This window comes from Caldimicrobium sp. SLHALR3 (assembly GCF_058692735.1).
This window is the reverse complement of the sequence record NZ_CP182484.1, coordinates 1501769-1519785: the sequence shown is the minus strand read 5'-3', so window position 1 is coordinate 1519785 and position 18017 is coordinate 1501769. Positions and strand designations below refer to the sequence as shown.

At 31.3% G+C, this 18017-nt stretch carries 17 protein-coding genes, 1 tRNA gene and 1 other RNA gene; 12 read left to right on the top strand and 7 right to left on the bottom strand.

Features of this window, described 5'->3' with window-relative positions; translation table 11 throughout:
• Window positions 1-8: 8 nt before the first annotated feature.
• The 10 genes from ACLGLP_RS08020 (at window position 9) to ssrA (ending at window position 10216) form a co-directional block, all read left to right on the top strand.
• Window positions 9-3683 (top strand): hypothetical protein, encoded by a 3675-nt coding sequence (locus ACLGLP_RS08020; RefSeq protein ID WP_492112758.1) that lies wholly within the window; start codon window positions 9-11, stop codon window positions 3681-3683.
• A 28-nt stretch (window positions 3684-3711) separates the two neighbouring features.
• The gene (locus tag ACLGLP_RS08015; RefSeq protein ID WP_492112757.1) at window positions 3712-4422 is read left to right on the top strand and encodes an RluA family pseudouridine synthase; all 711 of its coding nucleotides are present in this window, start codon (window positions 3712-3714) and stop codon (window positions 4420-4422) included.
• Between the two features lie 22 nt (window positions 4423-4444).
• Window positions 4445-4624: a hypothetical protein gene (locus ACLGLP_RS08010; protein ID WP_492112756.1), complete on the top strand. Its 180-nt coding sequence runs from the start codon at window positions 4445-4447 to the stop codon at window positions 4622-4624.
• Window positions 4605-6257: an arginine--tRNA ligase gene (gene argS, locus ACLGLP_RS08005; RefSeq protein ID WP_492112755.1), complete on the top strand. Its 1653-nt coding sequence runs from the start codon at window positions 4605-4607 to the stop codon at window positions 6255-6257. The genes ACLGLP_RS08010 and argS overlap by 20 nt, the downstream gene beginning before the upstream one ends.
• 26 nt (window positions 6258-6283) lie before the next feature.
• Window positions 6284-6946 carry an SPOR domain-containing protein gene (locus ACLGLP_RS08000; RefSeq protein WP_492112754.1) on the top strand — a complete coding sequence of 221 codons (663 nt, stop codon included), beginning with the start codon at window positions 6284-6286 and terminating at the stop codon, window positions 6944-6946.
• Between the two features lies 1 nt (window position 6947).
• Window positions 6948-7397, top strand: coding sequence for an N-acetyltransferase (locus ACLGLP_RS07995; protein ID WP_492112753.1), 450 nt, complete (start codon window positions 6948-6950; stop codon window positions 7395-7397).
• Between the two features lie 112 nt (window positions 7398-7509).
• Window positions 7510-7830, top strand: coding sequence for a TusE/DsrC/DsvC family sulfur relay protein (locus ACLGLP_RS07990; protein ID WP_492112752.1), 321 nt, complete (start codon window positions 7510-7512; stop codon window positions 7828-7830).
• 79 nt (window positions 7831-7909) lie between these two features.
• The gene (locus tag ACLGLP_RS07985; protein WP_492112751.1) at window positions 7910-8326 is read left to right on the top strand and encodes a ComEA family DNA-binding protein; all 417 of its coding nucleotides are present in this window, start codon (window positions 7910-7912) and stop codon (window positions 8324-8326) included.
• 16 nt (window positions 8327-8342) lie between these two features.
• The gene (locus ACLGLP_RS07980; RefSeq protein WP_492112750.1) at window positions 8343-9788 is read left to right on the top strand and encodes a YcaO-like family protein; all 1446 of its coding nucleotides are present in this window, start codon (window positions 8343-8345) and stop codon (window positions 9786-9788) included.
• Between the two features lie 71 nt (window positions 9789-9859).
• Window positions 9860-10216: a transfer-messenger RNA gene (gene ssrA, locus ACLGLP_RS07975) on the top strand.
• Between the two features lie 4 nt (window positions 10217-10220).
• Here the strand turns inward: ssrA and ACLGLP_RS07970 are convergent.
• From ACLGLP_RS07970 to mnmA, 7 genes are all read right to left on the bottom strand, one after another.
• A complete protein-coding gene (locus ACLGLP_RS07970; protein WP_492112749.1) occupies window positions 10221-10847 on the bottom strand; it encodes an MBL fold metallo-hydrolase in 627 nt (208 codons plus the stop codon).
• A gap of 47 nt (window positions 10848-10894) precedes the next feature.
• Window positions 10895-10967, bottom strand: a tRNA-Arg gene (locus ACLGLP_RS07965).
• A gap of 31 nt (window positions 10968-10998) precedes the next feature.
• On the bottom strand, window positions 10999-11439 hold the full coding sequence (dut, locus tag ACLGLP_RS07960; protein ID WP_492112748.1) for a dUTP diphosphatase: 441 nt from the start codon (window positions 11437-11439) through the stop codon (window positions 10999-11001).
• A gap of 7 nt (window positions 11440-11446) precedes the next feature.
• Window positions 11447-12070 (bottom strand): redox-sensing transcriptional repressor Rex, encoded by a 624-nt coding sequence (locus tag ACLGLP_RS07955; protein ID WP_492112747.1) that lies wholly within the window; start codon window positions 12068-12070, stop codon window positions 11447-11449.
• A gap of 9 nt (window positions 12071-12079) precedes the next feature.
• A complete protein-coding gene (mtnA, locus tag ACLGLP_RS07950) occupies window positions 12080-13213 on the bottom strand; it encodes an S-methyl-5-thioribose-1-phosphate isomerase (protein ID WP_492112746.1) in 1134 nt (377 codons plus the stop codon).
• Window positions 13210-14640: an Asp-tRNA(Asn)/Glu-tRNA(Gln) amidotransferase subunit GatB gene (gene gatB, locus ACLGLP_RS07945; protein WP_492112745.1), complete on the bottom strand. Its 1431-nt coding sequence runs from the start codon at window positions 14638-14640 to the stop codon at window positions 13210-13212. Before gatB ends, mtnA begins: the two co-directional genes overlap by 4 nt.
• A 74-nt stretch (window positions 14641-14714) precedes the next feature.
• Window positions 14715-15737, bottom strand: a complete 1023-nt coding sequence (mnmA, locus tag ACLGLP_RS07940) for a tRNA 2-thiouridine(34) synthase MnmA (RefSeq protein ID WP_492112744.1) — start codon at window positions 15735-15737, stop codon at window positions 14715-14717.
• An 88-nt stretch (window positions 15738-15825) separates the two neighbouring features.
• On the opposite strand from mnmA, the gene ACLGLP_RS07935 reads away from it, so the two are divergent.
• Both ACLGLP_RS07935 and ACLGLP_RS07930 read left to right on the top strand, forming a co-directional pair.
• Complete coding sequence (locus ACLGLP_RS07935; protein ID WP_492112743.1) at window positions 15826-17565, top strand: YcaO-like family protein; 1740 nt, start codon at window positions 15826-15828, stop codon at window positions 17563-17565.
• Window positions 17566-17583: 18 nt separating this feature from the next.
• Window positions 17584-18015 carry an NIL domain-containing protein gene (locus ACLGLP_RS07930; protein WP_492112742.1) on the top strand — a complete coding sequence of 144 codons (432 nt, stop codon included), beginning with the start codon at window positions 17584-17586 and terminating at the stop codon, window positions 18013-18015.
• The last annotated feature ends 2 nt before the right edge of the window (window positions 18016-18017 follow it).

Sequence of the window (18017 nt, the reverse complement as noted above, 5' to 3'; positions counted from 1 at the left end):
CTTAAATTATGTTTAAAAAAATTTTTTTTATTCTTTTTGGTTTTCTCTTATTTTTGTTTATAATTTCAGGCTTATTAATTTTAAATTCCAATTATTTTTTAAATAGCCCTAAAATAAAAACAAAACTCTTTAGTTTTCTGAAAAAGAATTACCATATAGAACTGAATTACGACAAAATTAAAATTGACCTTTTTAAAAAAAGAGCCTCAATTAAAAACTTATCTTTTAATTCTTCTCAATATGAATTGTTATTGCCAGAGGGGAAGTTTTATTTTTCACTTAGAAAATTTTTAAAACTAAATTTTATTCCAGAAGAAATTATCATCCCCAATGGATATCTAAAAGTTTATAAGAGTAAAAAACCTTTTAAGCTGGAAGATCTTACCAAGATTTTTTCAAGGCTTTATCCTTTTTATTTAGATGTAAATAACATAACCTTAGATTATGAAAGCTCCGAAGGTTGGATCAATTTTAAAAAACTAAATTTAAAACTTAAAGTAGATAAGTATCAAGCTCTATACGAGGTAGAATCCAAATCTAATTTATTTGAAAAAACAACCCTAAAGGGGAGGTTCAATTACAAAAATCTATACTCCGAAAACACTCTTGATGTTAAAAACTTAGATCTTTCTAATTTTAAAAAATTAGCTGATTATGGAATTTCAAAAACATCTTTAAATGTTAAAAGTGAGCTGGTTTTTGAGAAAGGAGACCTTAACATATCATTTGTATTATCAGATCCCTATATAATTTTTAAAAAAGCTCCTTCTGAAAGATTATTAGGAGGTTATTTAGAAGGAATTTTGGTTTCTAATAAAGAGAAAACAGAAATAACTTTAAATCCTTTAATAATAAATTATCCCAAAATAGAGGGTTTTTTAAATTTAATCAAAGATAAAAAAGGATACAAAGTTTTGGTAAGTGCCAAAAGACTCAACTTGGCAGATATTGAAAATCTATTATTAAAATTATTTCCTGAAAACAAAGAGGTCAAAAGTGTTTCATCTATTATAAGAGAGGGAGAGTTTTACGATGTTAAAATAGAAAGTTCAGGTAAAAGTATAAAAGATATTTTTAATACTAAAAATTTGGCTATAAAGGGAGTTTTAGATAAAGGAAAGATAAAAATTTCTGAACTCCCTTTGGACTTTGAAAATATTAATGGAGAACTTACTTTTGAAAAGAATATTTTACACTTTAAAGGGGATTCTTCAGTTAATAAAAAAACCCCTTTAAAGGTAAAAGAATTAACCTTGGATTTGGGGAGAGAAAATCCAGATTTATTTATTGAAGGCGATTTTTATACCTCTGCTGAAGAGTTCATTGATATAATAGCTCACTTTATTAAAAATCCAAAGGATTTAAAAAAATATGAATTTAAAGGGGATTTAAAAGGAAGTATAAAACTAACAGGAAAAGTTACAGATGTAAAAGGTAAGATAGAAGTTTCTTTAAATGACCTTTTAGTTAAAACTCCTTATTGTGAAGATGCGTTTGTTTTAAAAGGGGGAACTCTAAGTTATGATTTTAGCAAAATTTTTGTTGAAAATTTAAATATAATTTCTAAAAATGCTTATGTTGGAGAATTGAGAGGCAATTTTGATTTGAAAAGCTTTGATGTAGAGCTTTTAGCTAAGAATGTATGGATATCTCAGGAATTTGTAAAAAAAGCAAGTGAAAAAAGTGAAAAAATAAAGGATATTTTTTCCAAATATAGTGTTTCTTTTGACAAAATAAATATAGATTATTTAGAATACAAAGATAACTTAGGCTATCTTAAAGGAGGGAACAGTTCTCAGATAGATTATTTTAACAAAGATATTGTAGTTAAAGGTGTTATAACAGGTCTTACCTTCAAAATTCCTTATAAAAAAGAGAGTTTTGATTCGCAAATAAAAGAGCTTCCCTTTATGTACGAAAAAGGAAAAGTTATTTTTGGTAAGAGTTTAGTTAATATAGAGGATTCAATTTTTGAAGTAGAGGGTAAAATAGAGAATAAAAAGGCTTTTATTCAGGGAAAAGGTAAATTAAATGAGGGGTTAAAAAATAAAATAGAAAAATTTTCCAAAATTCTATCTAAAGCTTCTATAAAAACTCCCATAGAATTTAATCAATTTAAGCTTATTTATGATAATGGAACATTGCAGTATTTTGGAGATCAAGACTTTTTTGGAGCCAATGTCATGCTTAGTTTAAATTTAAATAAAAATAAGGATTATTTTGATTTTGATTTAGCATTTTTAGATAAAAATTCAGACTTTAAAGTTCAATTTAAAAAAGAGCTTTCCCAAATAGATTTGAAAGCTAAAGGATACCTTGAACTAAAAGAGTTTTTTAAAATTTTTGAACAAAGAAAATACGAATTTACTGGCAAATTAGAAACCGCCTTAAATTTAAGTGTTACTGGGGATCTAAAAGTTAAAGATGTTAAAGATTTATTCAATTTATACTTAACTTCTAAAGTAATAAACTTGCAAGAAAGTTATTTAAAGCTTGAAAATCTTAAGTATTTTTATAATGGAACTCCTCTTTTTTTAGTATCCTTAGCTGGCAACTTCACTGATGAAAATTTTAAAATACCAAAATTCTCTTTAAAATGGAATACCCACTATATTGAAGGGAATTTTGAGGTTAAAAAGAAAAAAAATTACCTTTATTTAAGTGGGGATCTTTTTGGAGAAAAAGCAGATCTCAGAAAGTTTATAAAAAAGGAAAAGATTACAGAAGAATCCAAAGATGTTTTTCAAATTTTTAACGATATCCCCTTAATAGCGGATTTTAATTTTCATATAAATGAATTGATACTTCTCACATCTCATCAGTTTCAAAATATAAATGGAGAGATGAGTTTTGATAATCTGAATAAAATATTAATGATTAATGTACCTGAAATTCATTTCTGCCAACTTAATTTACAGGCTATATATGAAAAAACTGTAGATACTCAATACATTTTTATAGAAGTCTTACCTTCTAAGGGGGACTTTTTAGACCTTTTCTCGTGTTTATATCCTGAAGAGATGCCCAAAGTTATTCTTGAAGGTCCTTTTAGGCTTGAAGGTTACTATTATGCAGAGGGTGACAAAGAGAAAATGATTAAAAAAGGTGTAGGAGCTATTGAGGTTAATTCTGATAAGGGTTATATATATAGAGCTCCGCTTTTAGCAAGAATATTTGCCTATCTTAGCCCTATTGATTTATTTAGGGGAAAAGTGCCAAATTTAGAAAACAGACTTTTAGAATATGAAGAACTTGATGTAAAGGCGGTAATTAACGATACCAATTTGAGAATAGATAACGGTTTTTTATCTGCTGTTGGTTTCAGGCTTTTTAGCGAAGGAAATGTGGATTTGTCTACCGAGAAACTAAATTTAACCTTTTATATATCTCCCTTTAAAACTATAGATGTGATTATAGAAAAAGTTCCTCATTTAGGAAAGTGGATTCTTGGTAAACCAAGGATGTTAATTTATTTGCCTTTACAGGTAACGGGAACATATAAAAATTATACCATTATTCCTTTACATCCAAGCAGTGTAGGTAAGGGAATATTTGATTTTATTTTTAGAATTTTTGGTATTCCTGAAGAGTTTTATAAAGAAGCAACTCAATTTAAGGAATTAAAAAAGCAGGAATTGCTTGAACAAAAAGAAAAGCATGAAAAGATTAACCAAGTTCCCTGAGATTTTATATGAGGACAAGCATATACTGGTGATTAACAAACCAGCTGGATTGATTGTTCAGGGAACAAAAAAAGAAGAATCGCTTTTAAGTATCTTAAAAGATTTTATAAAAGAAAGAGAAAAAAAGCCAGGAAATGTGTTTTTAGGTGTAGTCCATAAGTTAGATAAGGTAGTTTCTGGTGTAATGGTAATTGCTAAAAGGAGTAAATCAGCAAAAAGACTTTCTGAAAGTTTTCAAAAAAGGGAAGTGAAAAAGTTTTACCTTGCAGAGGTTGAAGGCATTTTAGAGGGAGAGGGGATATGGGAAGACTATTTGTTATGGAATGATAAAAAAAGGAAAGCTGTAATTTTAAAAAAACCTTTACAAGATGCCAAAAAGGCTATTACATTTTATCACACTCTTTATCATTTAAAGGATAAAACTTATGTGCTTCTTTTTCCTCTTACAGGAAGAAAACATCAACTCAGGGCAGTTTTAGCAGAAAGGGGTTATCCTATAGTGGGGGACAAAAAATATGGTTCTAAAAATATTATTTTAAATGGAAAAGCTATACTTTTGCACTCTTTATATTTAAGTTTTCCCCATCCTATGACTAAAGAAATAGTTGAGTTTTGGGCAGAAGCACCAGAGTATTTTCTTTTGAATTCCAGACAAAAAAATAAAATTTTTGAGACTATTAAAAGAGTGAATAAATATTGGGATAGTGTAAAATATAGGAAAAACAAAATTTTAATATAAAAACAAAAGGTGGTGATAATTTATGGAAAAAAATAATAATGAGGAATTGCCTATTCTTTGTGCTACCTGTGCCTGGAGAGGGGTTTGTGTTAAAAAGTTTTCTTTTGATAATACTACCTCTTTAAAATGTCCAGACTATACCCCAGATCCGGAACTTAAGAAAAAGAAAAAGGAGTTGGAAAGTGATAAAAAAGAAAATTAGTGAGCTTATTGAGGATACCGTAAGGGAAATATGGGGAGAAATAGGTGAAATTAAGTTTGAAATAGAAAAACCAAAAAGAGAAATTTATGGAGATTATGCTACAAATGTAGCTTTGGTTTTAAAAGGAAAATTAAATATACCTCCTCTTGAGATTGCAGAAAAAATAGTTTCTAAGCTTCGCAAAAAAACTTCAATTTTTTCAAAAATAGAGGCTGTATCCCCAGGTTTTATAAATTTTTGGATCTCTCCTGAATATTACACAGAAAATTTAAAGAAAATTTTAGAACTTAAAGAAAAATATGGAAGTTTAAATCTTGGCAAAGGTAAAAAGGTGCTTGTTGAATTTGTTTCAGCTAATCCTACAGGACCGCTTCATATTGGACATGGAAGAGGAGCAGCCTATGGAGATGCTTTAGCAAGAATTCTTGATTTTACAGGTTACAAGGTGGTAAAAGAATATTACATTAATGATAAAGGAACTCAAATGAACATTCTTGGAGAATCGGTGTATTTAAGAGCTAAAGAACTTTCGGGAGAAAAGATAGATTTTCCTGAAGATTATTATAAAGGAAAATATATTTACGATATAGCTAAAGAGGCCCTTAAACTTTATCCTGAACTTTTATCTTTAGAAAAAGAAAGGGCAGTAGAGATTTGCAGAGAACTGGCCATAAAATTAATCTTAGAAGACATTAAAAAAGATCTTGAAAATTTTAGAGTTTTTTATGACAATTGGTATTCAGAAAAAACCCTTTATGAAAGCGGAAAAGTGGAAAAGGTTTTAAAACTTTTAAAGGAAAAGGAACTAATATATGAAAAGGAAGGAGCCTTTTGGTTTAGGTCTACTCTTTTCGGCGATGAAAAAGACAGAGTAGTTGTGCGTTCAAATGGAGAAACAACCTATTTTACCGGAGATATAGCTTATCACTACGAAAAATTTCAGGAAAGAAATTTTGATATAGCTGTAAATGTATGGGGGGCTGATCATCACGGATATGTTGGCAGACTAAAAGCAGCTTTGCAGGCTTTTGGAATTGACCCAGAAAGATTAAAGGTTATTCTTATTCAAATGGTTAACCTTGTTGAAGGTGGCGAAATAAAAAGTATGTCAACTCGAGAAGGAGAGTTTCTTGAATTAAAGGAATTAATAAAAAAAGTAGGAGTTGATGCAACAAGGTTTATTTTTCTTTCGAGATCAGCAGATACTCCCTTAGATTTTGATGTAGATCTTGCCAAAAAGGCATCTCAAGAGAATCCAGTATATTATGTTCAGTATGCTCATGCAAGGATCTGTAGCGTATTTGAGAAAGCAAAAGAAAATGGTATAGAGAATTTATCTTTTGAAAAAACAGAATGGCAGTATCTAAAAGAAAAAGAAGAGATAGAGTTACTAAAAAAATTAGAGGAATTTCAAGAAGTTATTGAATCTGCCTCAGAATCTTTAGCACCTTATAAGATTACTTATTATCTTCTTGAACTTGCCAAACAGTTTCATGAATATTATTCCAAATATAGAATACTTACGGAGGATTTAAAATTAACCCAAGCTCGTCTTGCACTTTGTTTAGCTTGTAAAATAGTTTTAAAAATAGGGCTAAATCTTTTAGGAGTTTCAGCTCCTACTAAAATGTAAATAAAAATGTAAATAGGGGGTGGATTATGGAGGAAAAGAAAGTTAAAATTGAAATTAGTAGGTTAGCTCTGGTTTTTATTGTTTTATTCGGTTTATCCCTTTTGATTTGGAGTTTTGTAATAGGTGTATGGGTAGGTACAAAAATAGGTGCTAAACCTGAAAAAGAAGTAGCTCTGGAACAGCCTCCTGTTATTCAAGGACCAGTAACTCCTCCATCCTCAGTATCTAATGAGACTGTCCCTCCTTCTCCAGTATCAAATGAGACTGTTTCCCCTTCCCCAGCTAAAACTGCTCCCTCTCCCTCAATTGTTAAAAAATCTGTTGAAAAAGAAAAATCTGTAGAAAAAGAAAAATTTCCTGAAAAAGAAAAGGCTACAGAAGAAAAAAAACGAGTTGAGTATAAGAAAAAGGAAATAGCGAAGATTGCTTCTGAGATAAAAAAAACAGAAACTTCATTTTATTCACTTCAGGTAGGTGCTTTCTCAAATAAAGAAATTGCCGAAAAGTTGAAAAATACAGCCGAAAGCAAAGGATATCAAGCATTCATAAAAGAATCTCAGGTTAATGGAAAGCTTTTATATAAAGTATATGTGGGCAAATATCCTACAAGAGAAGAAGCTCAAAAATATATTTCTCAGATAGCAAGTGCTTTAAAAGTAGAAAAGCCTTTTGTGGTAGAAATAAAGTAAAATGTTAAGAAAGGCTAAAATATCAGATATCAAGTATATATATAAACTTATTTTACATTTTTCAAAAAAAGGAGAAGTGCTACCAAGACCTTTGGCTGAACTTTATGAGCATGTTAGAGATTTTTTTGTGTATGAAGATAAAGATTTAATTGTAGGAGCTTGTGCACTTCATATATGTTGGGAAGATTTGGCAGAAATAAGATCTTTGGTAGTGAGTGAGGAGTATCAAAAAAGAGGAATAGGGGTCCAATTGGTAGAGGCGTGTATAGAGGAGGCAAAAACTTTAGAAATACCAAGAATTTTTGCTTTAACCAGAGTTCCTGAATTCTTTGAAAAGCTTGGTTTTAGAAGAGTGGAAAAAAATGAATTACCACATAAAATTTGGGCTGACTGTATAAGATGCAGCAAATTTCCGGAATGTGATGAAGTTCCTGTGGTTAAAGAAATATAAGGTTTTAAAAACTCTTGACTTTTTTAAAAAATTATATAAAAATATTTTTTGAAAATATTGAAATAAAAATTTTGTTTAAAAATATAATAAAAAATAAAAAGGAGGTGGTTACATGCCTATAGTAGAATGGAAAGGGAAAAAGTTTGAAGTTGATGAAGACGGTTTCTTACAGGGTGGTCTTGAGGCATGGTGTCCAGAATGGGTTGATTATGTAAAGCATCTTGAGGGTATTCAGGAACTCACAGAGGAGCATTGGAAATGCATTAACTTTCTCCAGGATTATTATAGGAAAAATGGTGTAGCTCCTATGGTTAGAATTTTCTCTAAGGTAACGGGGTATCCTTTAAAGAAAATTTATGAGCTTTTTCCTTCTGGTCCTGGAAAGGGTGCTTGTAAAATGGCAGGTCTTCCCAAACCAACAGGTTGCGTATAATTAAAGTTTTCCAAATTTAGACTCTACCGGGGGAGTAAAAAATTTAAAATTTACTCCCCCTATTTTTGTTATGCATTTTTTGCTAAGGTTTTTCTTTTTTGTAGGGTTATTTATATTTATTTTTACAAATTTTTCTTTTTCTCAAAAGAAGCTTGATCTTAATAGAGCCACTTTTGAGGAGTTAGAGAGCCTTCCTGGAATTGGTCCAAAAATAGCCAAAGAGATAATTGAATACAGAGAAAGATTTGGTCCTTTTAAGTCTCTTGAAGACTTATTAAAGATTAAAGGTATAGGTCCTAAAAGATTTGAGATTCTCAAAAAATATTTAAAAGTTGATAAGGATGTATCCCAAATATCAGAAGAAAATAAAAAACATAACGAAAAGGGAAGTGTTGATATTTATTATTATAAAGATGAAAAAGGGATAATTCATTATACTCAGTTTCCTGAGTCTGTGCCGGAAAAATATAAAAATACATTAAAAAAATTAGAATAATTTAGAATAATCTTGCATGTTAAAGTCAAGTCTAAAAAAATATACAGATGTTCAAGAAAAAGCCTGTCATCCGAAAGAAACTATAGAGAAGGTATTAGAGAAGTTAAAGAAAATTGATATACCTGTTCTTAAGGAAATTTTTAGAATAGATAATTTAGACAGAATAGGTGTTCCGGTGTATGTGTGTAAAGTTTATGAAGAGATAGGGAATTTATTGGGGATGAGTGAGAGTTTTGGCAAAGGTATAACTTCTGAACAGGCAGAAGCAAGTGCGCTTATGGAATTGATAGAAAGGTATAGTAATTTTACTTTCCTTTTAAAAGAAAATTTTTTTGTGGAGTCTTACAATAATTTATCAAAAGAAACTATACCACTTGAGTTTTTTTTAGCTCCTTTGCCTGATATTTTTAAAGAGAATGGTTTTTTTGAAGAGCTTAAAAATATTAAACTGCGCTGGAACAAGGCTTATGATCTTGTAAGATCAGAAATAGTCCTATTTCCTTTATACTGGTTTTATCGTATTTATGGAACAACCGGCTGGGCAGCAGGGAATACACTGGAAGAAGCAACTCTTCAGGCACTCTGTGAGGTTATTGAAAGACACTGTATTTCTGTAGTTATGGAAGAAAAACTTGAGGTTCCTACCATAGAAATTAATTCTATAGAAAATCCCTTATTAAAGGACTTAATTGGTAGAGTTTTATTTTCAGGAATTGAAATTGTTATTAAAGATTTTTCTTTGGATTTTAAAATTCCTACTATTGCTGTGATTACACATGATCCTTTTGCTCCTACTTCAACCCTTAAAATTTATGGAGCTGCCGGAACACACCCAAATCCTAAATTTGCTTTGATAAGGGCTTTAACTGAATTAATTCAGCACAGGGCTCAGGTTCTTTATAGGGAGAAAGTTTTAAAAAAGCCAGGTGGTCCAACTTATTGTTTTTTGAATTTCCAAAGTTTAGGGGATGCGGATTTTCTCTTAAAAGGAGAAAAAAAATCTTTTGATAAATTACCATCTTTTTCTCATCCAGATTTCAAGGTAGAAATAGAATACGTGGTACAAGAACTTTATAAAAAGGGTTTAAAACCATACTTGATAGAAACCACTAATCAGTTATTGGAAATACCTTCAGTAATTGTTGTTATTCCTGGAGCTCGTCTTAATCGTCCAAGCACAAAACTTCATCCCTATTTATTAATCTCTCGTCAACTTATGGATATTAAATCTTATAAAGAAGCCCTTTTTTATATTGAAAAGACTTTTAGAGAAGCACCAGATTATAAAAATTTACCCCAAATTCTTTCTCAAGCAGCTATATGTGCAAAATTAGCAGGAGATTACAAAAAGTCTATGGAATACTATGAAAGTTTACTTGAGATTTCCCCGCAACTTATGCGATCTTCTAAATTTGTTAATGAATTTATGGAAGTTTTGGAATTAGTTTCTGCAAGTTCATAATATTTTATTTTTAGCGAAGCTTGAAAAATTATTAAAAAGGTTTATTTTAAATTTAGTTCTTTGAAAAAATTGGGGGCGATGAGGGCTCGACGGGGATAGGTAGGGTTAAACTGCAGGCCGTGGTCGCACCCGCCACGTAAAAAAGGGTGCAAAAACACAACTGCCAACGAATATTCTTACGCCTTGGCAGCCTAAGTAGAGCTGCCACGCAGCTTTAAACCTTGCCCGTGGGTTTAAAGCTGTGTGACTTATACGGGCTTTGGCTAAAGGATTTGGTAGGGGTCCTTTAGCCGAGAATTAAACTCTACCTGGTAGAAAGTCAGGGTGCCTGTGCCCTGCTTTCTACGAGATTTAAACACAGGCTAAGCCTGTAGAAGTTTAACCTGAACTATCTCCGGACGCGGGTTCAATTCCCGCCGCCTCCACCAATTTTTAAGTCTTTGGTAAAATAACAACTTCTACTTTTCCTTTTAATGCCTCTGCAAAATGTTTTGCATCTCTTTCTGAACCAACAATACTTCCATAATGCATTGGAATAGCTATTTGTGGTTTAATAGTAAGAGCAGCTTTAACTGCCTCATCAGCAGTCATTACATAGGTTCCTGATACAGGTAAAAGAGCTATATCGGCTTTTATACCTTCCATCTCCGGTATAAAGTCTGTATCCCCAGCATGATAGATACTTATACCTTCAACTTCAACAATAAAACCTAACCATCCCTTATCTTTTGGGTGGAAGGTTTTTCCAATATTATAAGCAGGAACAGCTTTTACCTTAATTCCCTTTATTGTTTTTTCTTCACCTACCTTCATTATTTCTATCTTACCAGAAAGCATTTTTGCTGAGTCCTTTTCTGTTACTATAACGGTGTCCTCTTTTTTAATCTTTTTTATATCCTCTGGGGAGCAGTGATCATAATGAGGATGGGTAATAAAAATAATATCTGCTTGGGGACCGGATTTTATTTGAAAGGGATCAAAATAAATTATCAAATTACTTTTGATTAAAAAACTATCATGCCCTAACCATTGTATTTTTTTAATAAGTTCTTTAACCATTTTTTTCCTCCTGCTATAGTTCTTTATTTTAAATTATCTAAGTTTTCCGAGCCTGGGGGGATTTGAACCCCCGACCCCCAGCTCCGGAGGCTGGTGCTCTATCCGCTGAGCTACAGGCTCATCATCATATAAATATAAATAAAATTTTTTTTCATAAATATCCACCTGTTGATCCAAAACCACCTCTTGAGAGTTTTTTAGGAGGAAAGTTGACTTCTTCTATCTCTGGATTTCCTACTTTTATAAAAACAGCCTGAGCTATTTTCTCATGAGCTTTTATAGTGACCTTAGTTTTACCCAGATTCACAACAGGAATCTTTATTTCGTCTTCTTCTCCACAATAATCAAAATCTATAATACCTGCAGAATTTGGCATAATTAAACTTTTCTTTTTAAAAAGAGAAGATCTTGGAAATATAAAAAGAGCATAAGGAGGCTCTGTCTGTATTACAAGTCCGGTTCTAATAAGTGTAAATTCTCCTGGTTCTAAAGAGACTTCTTCTAAACTAAATAAGTCATAACCAACAGACCTTTCAGTACTCTTTTCAGGTAGTTTAGCTCTGGGGTCTTTCTTCCATACTCTTATTTTCATGGTCATTTTACTCCTTTAAAAAATAAGATAATTTGGTTAGTGCTATAGAAAAGGAAAAATTTTCAATTTTAACTTTAGGATTTTCCATAAAAAGAGGAACATTACTGAGATTCAGAATAGCTCTTATTCCTCCATCTACAAAAGCCTTTAAATAAACCTCTGGATTATCCTCCGTAGTAATAACTCCTATATCCACTTTCACGGCATTTATTATGTAAGGAAGTTGATCTAGATTATAAACTGAGATGCCGTTATATACTTTACCTATGTTTTCCTCTTTTATGTCAAAAGCAGCTAAGAAATAAAATCCATCTTTCTGAAGTGATTTATTCTGAAGAAGAAAGATCCCTAAAGGGCTTAAACCTCCTAAAACTAAGTTCCATTCTTGGGCTCTTCCTAAAAAATTTTTAAGACTAAACTTCAGACTTTTAACACTATATCCTACTCCTTTAGTTCCTAAGGAGCCTACAAAGCTTAAGTCCTTTCTTAATTGAGCAGAATTTACCCCACAATTTTTGGCAAGATCTTCAGAACTTATAAAATCTATATTCTTTTTTTCAAGAGCTTCAAGCACTTTAAGATAAATAATTAATCTTTCTAAAGTATTTTCTGGTATATTTTTTATCTTCATTAAGGTTTCTTAATTTGGTTTTATAAATTTTGGAATATTTATTTCATAAGGAGGGAAGATAATCCCTTTTTCTGTTATAATCGCGGAAATTAAATTATGGGGAGTTACATCGAAAGCAAGGTTACAGGCTTTTGATCTGGGAGGTGCGATTTTACTTTTGTAACAAGTTAATACCTCTTCAGGGGGACGAACTTCTATAGGAATCTCTTCTCCACTTGCTATTTCCAAATCAAAGGTAGAAGATGGGGCAGCTACAAAAAAGGGGATATTATGAAAATTTGCCAATATTGCCAAGGAATAAGTTCCTATTTTATTAGCGACATCTCCATTTTTTGCAATCCTATCTGCTCCAACAATAACTGCAGAAATTTTACCTTTTTTCATAAGAAAACCTGCAGCATTATCAGTGATTAAAGTATAAGGAATTTTTAATTTGTAAAGTTCCCAAGCAGTAAGTCTTGCTCCTTGTAAATAAGGACGAGTTTCATCAACAAATACTTTAATTTTTTTATTTTCTTCATAGGCTTTTCTTATAACACCAAGAGCAGTGCCATATCCACCAGTGGCTAAAGCTCCGGTATTACAATGCGTAAGTACTCCTCCCTCTGGAAGAAGATTTTTTCCGTTTTCACTTATAGCTAAATTTGCTTCTATGTCTTCTTCCCATATTTTAAAAGCTTCTCTTTCAAGTAATTCACAGAGATTTTGGAGTTCATTTTTCGTTATTTTTTCTTCAAAATCTTTAAGAAAATCAAAGGAAATCTTTCTCATTCTGGAGACAGCCCAGAAAAGATTAACAGCAGTTGGACGAGCGGTTGTTAAAAGATTGCTAATATTTCCTATTTTCTCTTCAATTTTTTGAATTGATATTTCATTACTTCTTAGAGAAGATAAGAAATTTTTAAATTCTATAACAAACCCAATGGCAGCACAAATTCCTATAGCTGGAGCTCCTCTTATTATCATTTCTTTAATAGCATTTCTTATCTTTGAAAGATTATCGCATAGAAGATACTTCTCTTCGAAAGGTAATTTTCTTTGATCCAGTAAATAAAGCCCCTTTTCAGTCCAAAACCAGGTTTTAATTATATCAGCCTTGGCAGGCGCTTTTATATTTTGATTTTTTAAAAAAGAAAATTTCATTTTTCTAACAATTCAATTAAGATATTATTCACTACCTTAGGATTTGCTTTACCTTGTGTTTTTTTCAATACCTGTCCAACAAAAAAGCCTATAACTCCCTTCTTACCAGCTTTGTATTTTTCTACCTCTCTTGGATTTTCTGCTAACACTTCTTCACAAATAGATCTTAGCTTATCCTCAGAACTTTCTTGCACAAGACCTCTTTCTTCCACTATTTTTTGAGGTTCAACCCCTGTTTCGTATACTTCCGGAAAAATCTGTTTTGCAATGGTTATAGAAATTACTCCTTTTTCTACAAGCTCAAGAAGTTGGGCTAAGTTTTCAGGTCTAAGGTTTGTTTCACTAATATCTTTTCCATCACGATTTAAATATCTTAAAACTTCTGTAAGCATAAAATTGGATACTGCTTTAGGATTAGGATAAATTTTTACTGTTTCTTCAAAAAAGTCTGCTAAAGTTTTTTCTTCCACCAAAATATCAACTTCATAAGGGGTTAGATTATAAGTTTCTAAAAATCTTTCTTTTTTTCTTTCTGGTAATTCAGGTAATTCAGCTTTAAGTTTTTCAAGAAGTTTTTCATTAATCTTAATTTCTATTAAATCAGGGTCAGGAAAGTAACAGTAATCATGTGCCTCTTCTTTTCCTCTCATAGGATGAGTTGTTTGCGTAGCTTCATCATATAGTCTCGTTTCTTGAACAACTTCTTTTCCCTCCAGGAGAAGTCCAATTTGTCTTTTTATTTCGTAACTTAAAGCTCGCTCTACATGTTTGAAGGAATTCATATTTTTAAGTTCAACTTTTGTTCCGAATTTTTCACTTCCTTTTGGTTTAACAGAGACATTAGCATCGCATCTTAGACTTCCCTCTTCCATGTTCCCATCGCAGATTCCAAGGTATCTCAAGATTCTTCTTAATGTTTTCAAATAGGCTACTGCCTCTTCTGGAGAAGAAATTTCTGGTGCACTTACAATTTCAAGAAGAGGAACTCCGGCTCTATTGAAATCTACATAAGAATAGGGTTTTTTTTCATCATGTATGAGTTTACCTGCATCCTCTTCCATATGAATTCTTACCAGATTTATCTTTTTCTTTTTTCCATTAACTTCAATTTCAACAGCTCCGCCCTCTGCAATAGGCAATTCATATTGAGAAATTTGATAATTTTTAGGAAGATCAGGATAAAAATAGGTTTTTCGAGCCATTATAGATTCTAAATTAATTTTGCAATTTAAAGCTAAAGCAAGTTTTAAGGCATACTCTACAGCTTTTTTATTTATTACAGGTAATACCCCTGGAAGTCCCATACAAATAGGGCAGACCTGAGTATTGGGTGGATTACCAAATTTAGTAGAACAGCAACAAAACATTTTAGTTTTAGTGCTCAATTGAGCATGAACTTCTAAACCAATTACTGCTTCAAACTCCATAAGAGCTCCTTTTTTTTTAAATAAAATCTTACAATTTTTTCTCTTTTCTGTCAACCTCAATAACTTACAAAAACTTATCTTATTGCCTCTTTTATTATTCCTCCACCTAATAGAAATTTGCCTTCATAAAAGGCACATACCTGTCCAGGTGTTACTCCTTTTACAGGGTTTTCAAAAAAGACCTTATATTCCTCATTTATTTTTACAATAGATTTAACTTTTACTAAAGGAGCTCTATATCTTATTTGAGCAAAAGGATTTTCCCATTTTTCTAAAGGAAGATGTAAATTTAAGTTTTCAAGAATAAGCCCCTCAGAAAATAAGTCTTTTTCTTCGCCCAAAATAATTCTATTTTCCTTAGCATCAAGTTCAATAATATAAAGGGGTTTCCCCAAGGGTATTCTAAGTCCCTTTCTCTGACCAATAGTAAACCAATGAATACCTAGATGGGTTCCCACAATTTTTCCCTTATACATAACGACTCCCTTTTTCTCAGGAAGATAATCAGATAAAAAGGCTTTCAGAGATTTTCCCTTTAAAAAGCAAATATCCTGAGATTCTTTGTAATCCAAAAAATTAAATAGGTTTTTACCAAGAGACTTTACCTCTTCTTTTGTCAATTCACCCAAGGGGAAAAGTAAATAAGGTATCGTCTCGCGATTTATAAGAGATAAAAAATAAGATTGGTCTTTATTTTTATCTTTTGCCTGTTTTAAAATTAAATTACCCTTATAAGTATCTATCCTTGCATAATGACCGGTTGCAAATTTTTCTATTTTTAATGTTTTTACAGCAAAATCTAATACCTTTCCAAATTTTATTTTTCTATTACACCATGCACAGGGATTTGGAGTTTTACCCTCAGCATAAGAACTTACAAAATAATTAATTATCTCTTTTTTAAAATATTCCTTTAAATCTAAAATTTGATAAGGAATTTTTAGAAAATCTGCAACAGTTTTAGCTTTATTGATTGTTTCTTTTTGTGATTCAAATATTTCAAAAGTGATTCCTAAAAGTTCATATTTTTTTTCTTTTAGAATGTAAGCTGCAACTGCACTATCAATTCCCCCGCTTAAGGCAATAGCTGTTTTCATTTTCAAATTTAGAGATATAATATTTTAGAAAATTAATTTAAAATTATACTATATCCCTTTTCAAAGTTAAATCCTCAGGAGAAAAAATATGGAATTAAAGAAAAAATTTCTTTTGAGTTCTAAAAAAGTTATAGCTGATAAGGCAAAGCCTCCAGAGGAAACAATAAAAGAAGTAGAGGAAAGGCTTAGGTTAACTGGAGTTAGAATTTATAAGGGTCTTAAAAGGATTGACAAGGGTAGACTTGGCATTCCCATTTATTTAAGTCTTTATGATATAGATGGTCAGAAGGTTACAGGCAATTTTAAACAAATGGGGAAGGGAACCACCGAAGCACTTTCTCAAGCAAGTGCACTTATGGAACTTGTTGAAAGATTTTCTCTTTTTTCTTTTTATAAAGAGATTGAAAAAAGGGGAATTTTTTCTTCCTTTGAAGAATTAAAAGAAAAAGCCATTCCTTTTGAAATATTTTTAAAATCTGTAGAAGATGACGAATCCAAAGAGGTAAAAAATTTTGCGATTAAATACTTAAAAGAAATTCCATTTTACTTTGTAAGAGCTTTTGAGGTAAGAACAGGAAAGGAAAAATTTATTCCCTTTCACTGGTTTTGGTTAATTTATGAATACAATGGTTCTGCAGGAGGAAATACCTATCCAGAGGCTTCGGTTCAGGCTATTTGTGAATTAATAGAAAGGCATACTAATGCCTTATCAGTGAGAAAAAATACTCCTATGCCTGCCATTAGAAAAGAATCAATTGAAGGAGAAGGAAAAAGGCTGTTAAATTGTTATGAAAGATTAAACATAAAGGTATGGATAAGGGATATGACTTTTGGAATGCCTGTTCCAACGGTTGCTGTAATGGCTATGGATCCTTCTACCTATCCCGAAAGGAGTGAAATAGTATATGCAGCAGGAACAGCAACTTCTCCAGAAAGAGCATTGATAAGGGCTTTTACCGAAGTAGCTCAGCTTGCAGGAGACTTTGATACAGAGGGTAAATATGTAGAAAGCGGACTTCCTAAATTTAAAACCTTAGAAGAAGCCAAAAATGTTATTGAATTTTCAGCTGAAGTAGATCTTAAAGACCTTCCTAATCTTTATTCTGAAGACCATGTAGAAGAATTACTTAATTTATCTGAAAAACTAAAAGAACTTGATTATGAGGTTTATTTAATAGATATAACCCATCCCCAACTAAATATTCCTGCAGTTTATGCTATAATTCCTGGAATTTTATTTAGAGAAAGGACAAAAATTTCTTATCTTTATCAAATGATAAGAACTTTAAGTCTTTATTTATCAAAAGAAAAATTAAAAGACTTTTTGGAAAGTATAATAAAGGAAGTTAACAGGTATTATCTTTGGGCTTACTTAGGGAATCTTTACAAAAACATGTCTAAACAGAATGAAGCCATAATCTGTTATGAAAAAGCTTTAGAGCTTTCTCCACCACCGGAGGATAAAGTAGCTATTATTTCTCATCTTGCAGATGTTTATCTTAAATTAGGAGAGTATCAAAAGGTTTTAAGTTTTGTTGAGATGGCATTAGAAATAAATAATGAGGTTCCAGAACTTTATAATATTTTAGGAAGAGCCTATTATAAACTCGGAGATTATATGAAAGCTATGGAAGCATTTTTGAGAGCCGTGGATTTAAATCCAGCTTCAGCTATAGATTATGCCAATATAGGTTATTGTTTAAAGGCTATAAATTACATACCTATTGCTCAGATTTACTTTAAAAAGGCTCTTGAAATTGATCCAGAATTGACTATGGCTAAAAGAGGATTAGAATATTGTGAAGCTATGCTTAATTCTAAAAATTAAGGAGGTTTTTAAGAGAAAATGATATATAAAAAAGGTTTATATTTGAAATTCCCACCAGAAATTGTTGATAAACCAATAGTTTACAAATTAGTTAAAGATTTTGACCTTGTTTTTAACATTTTAAAAGCAACAATCACCCCCGGGAAAGAAGGAATTATGATAATGGAACTTGAGGGAACCCCTGAAAAGGTCAATAAAGGTTTAGAGTATTTAAGAGAGATAGGTGTTGAAGTAAGTTCTTTAGAGCAAAAGATAATAAAAAATGAAGAACTTTGCATACATTGTGGAAGTTGCACAGCTGTATGTCCTACTCAGGCACTTTATGTGGATAGAGATTCCTTTAAAGTTATTTTTGATCCTCAGAAATGTACAGCCTGTGAATTTTGCGTAGCAGTTTGTATTACCAAAGCTATGGAAGTGCATGTAGAAAGTAATATAGAAAGGGTATAAAT

Coding starts and splice junctions, on each gene's coding strand:
- ACLGLP_RS08020 (WP_492112758.1), top strand. CDS start 9: ATGTTTAAAAAAATTTTTTTTATTCTTTTTGGTTTTCTCTTATTTTTG.
- ACLGLP_RS08010 (WP_492112756.1), top strand. CDS start 4,445: ATGGAAAAAAATAATAATGAGGAATTGCCTATTCTTTGTGCTACCTGT.
- ACLGLP_RS08000 (WP_492112754.1), top strand. CDS start 6,284: ATGGAGGAAAAGAAAGTTAAAATTGAAATTAGTAGGTTAGCTCTGGTT.
- ACLGLP_RS07995 (WP_492112753.1), top strand. CDS start 6,948: ATGTTAAGAAAGGCTAAAATATCAGATATCAAGTATATATATAAACTT.
- ACLGLP_RS07990 (WP_492112752.1), top strand. CDS start 7,510: ATGCCTATAGTAGAATGGAAAGGGAAAAAGTTTGAAGTTGATGAAGAC.
- ACLGLP_RS07980 (WP_492112750.1), top strand. CDS start 8,343: ATGTTAAAGTCAAGTCTAAAAAAATATACAGATGTTCAAGAAAAAGCC.
- ACLGLP_RS07970 (WP_492112749.1), bottom strand. CDS start 10,847: ATGGTTAAAGAACTTATTAAAAAAATACAATGGTTAGGGCATGATAGT.
- dut (WP_492112748.1), bottom strand. CDS start 11,439: ATGAAAATAAGAGTATGGAAGAAAGACCCCAGAGCTAAACTACCTGAA.
- ACLGLP_RS07955 (WP_492112747.1), bottom strand. CDS start 12,070: ATGAAGATAAAAAATATACCAGAAAATACTTTAGAAAGATTAATTATT.
- mtnA (WP_492112746.1), bottom strand. CDS start 13,213: ATGAAATTTTCTTTTTTAAAAAATCAAAATATAAAAGCGCCTGCCAAG.
- gatB (WP_492112745.1), bottom strand. CDS start 14,640: ATGGAGTTTGAAGCAGTAATTGGTTTAGAAGTTCATGCTCAATTGAGC.
- mnmA (WP_492112744.1), bottom strand. CDS start 15,737: ATGAAAACAGCTATTGCCTTAAGCGGGGGAATTGATAGTGCAGTTGCA.
- ACLGLP_RS07935 (WP_492112743.1), top strand. CDS start 15,826: ATGGAATTAAAGAAAAAATTTCTTTTGAGTTCTAAAAAAGTTATAGCT.
- ACLGLP_RS07930 (WP_492112742.1), top strand. CDS start 17,584: ATGATATATAAAAAAGGTTTATATTTGAAATTCCCACCAGAAATTGTT.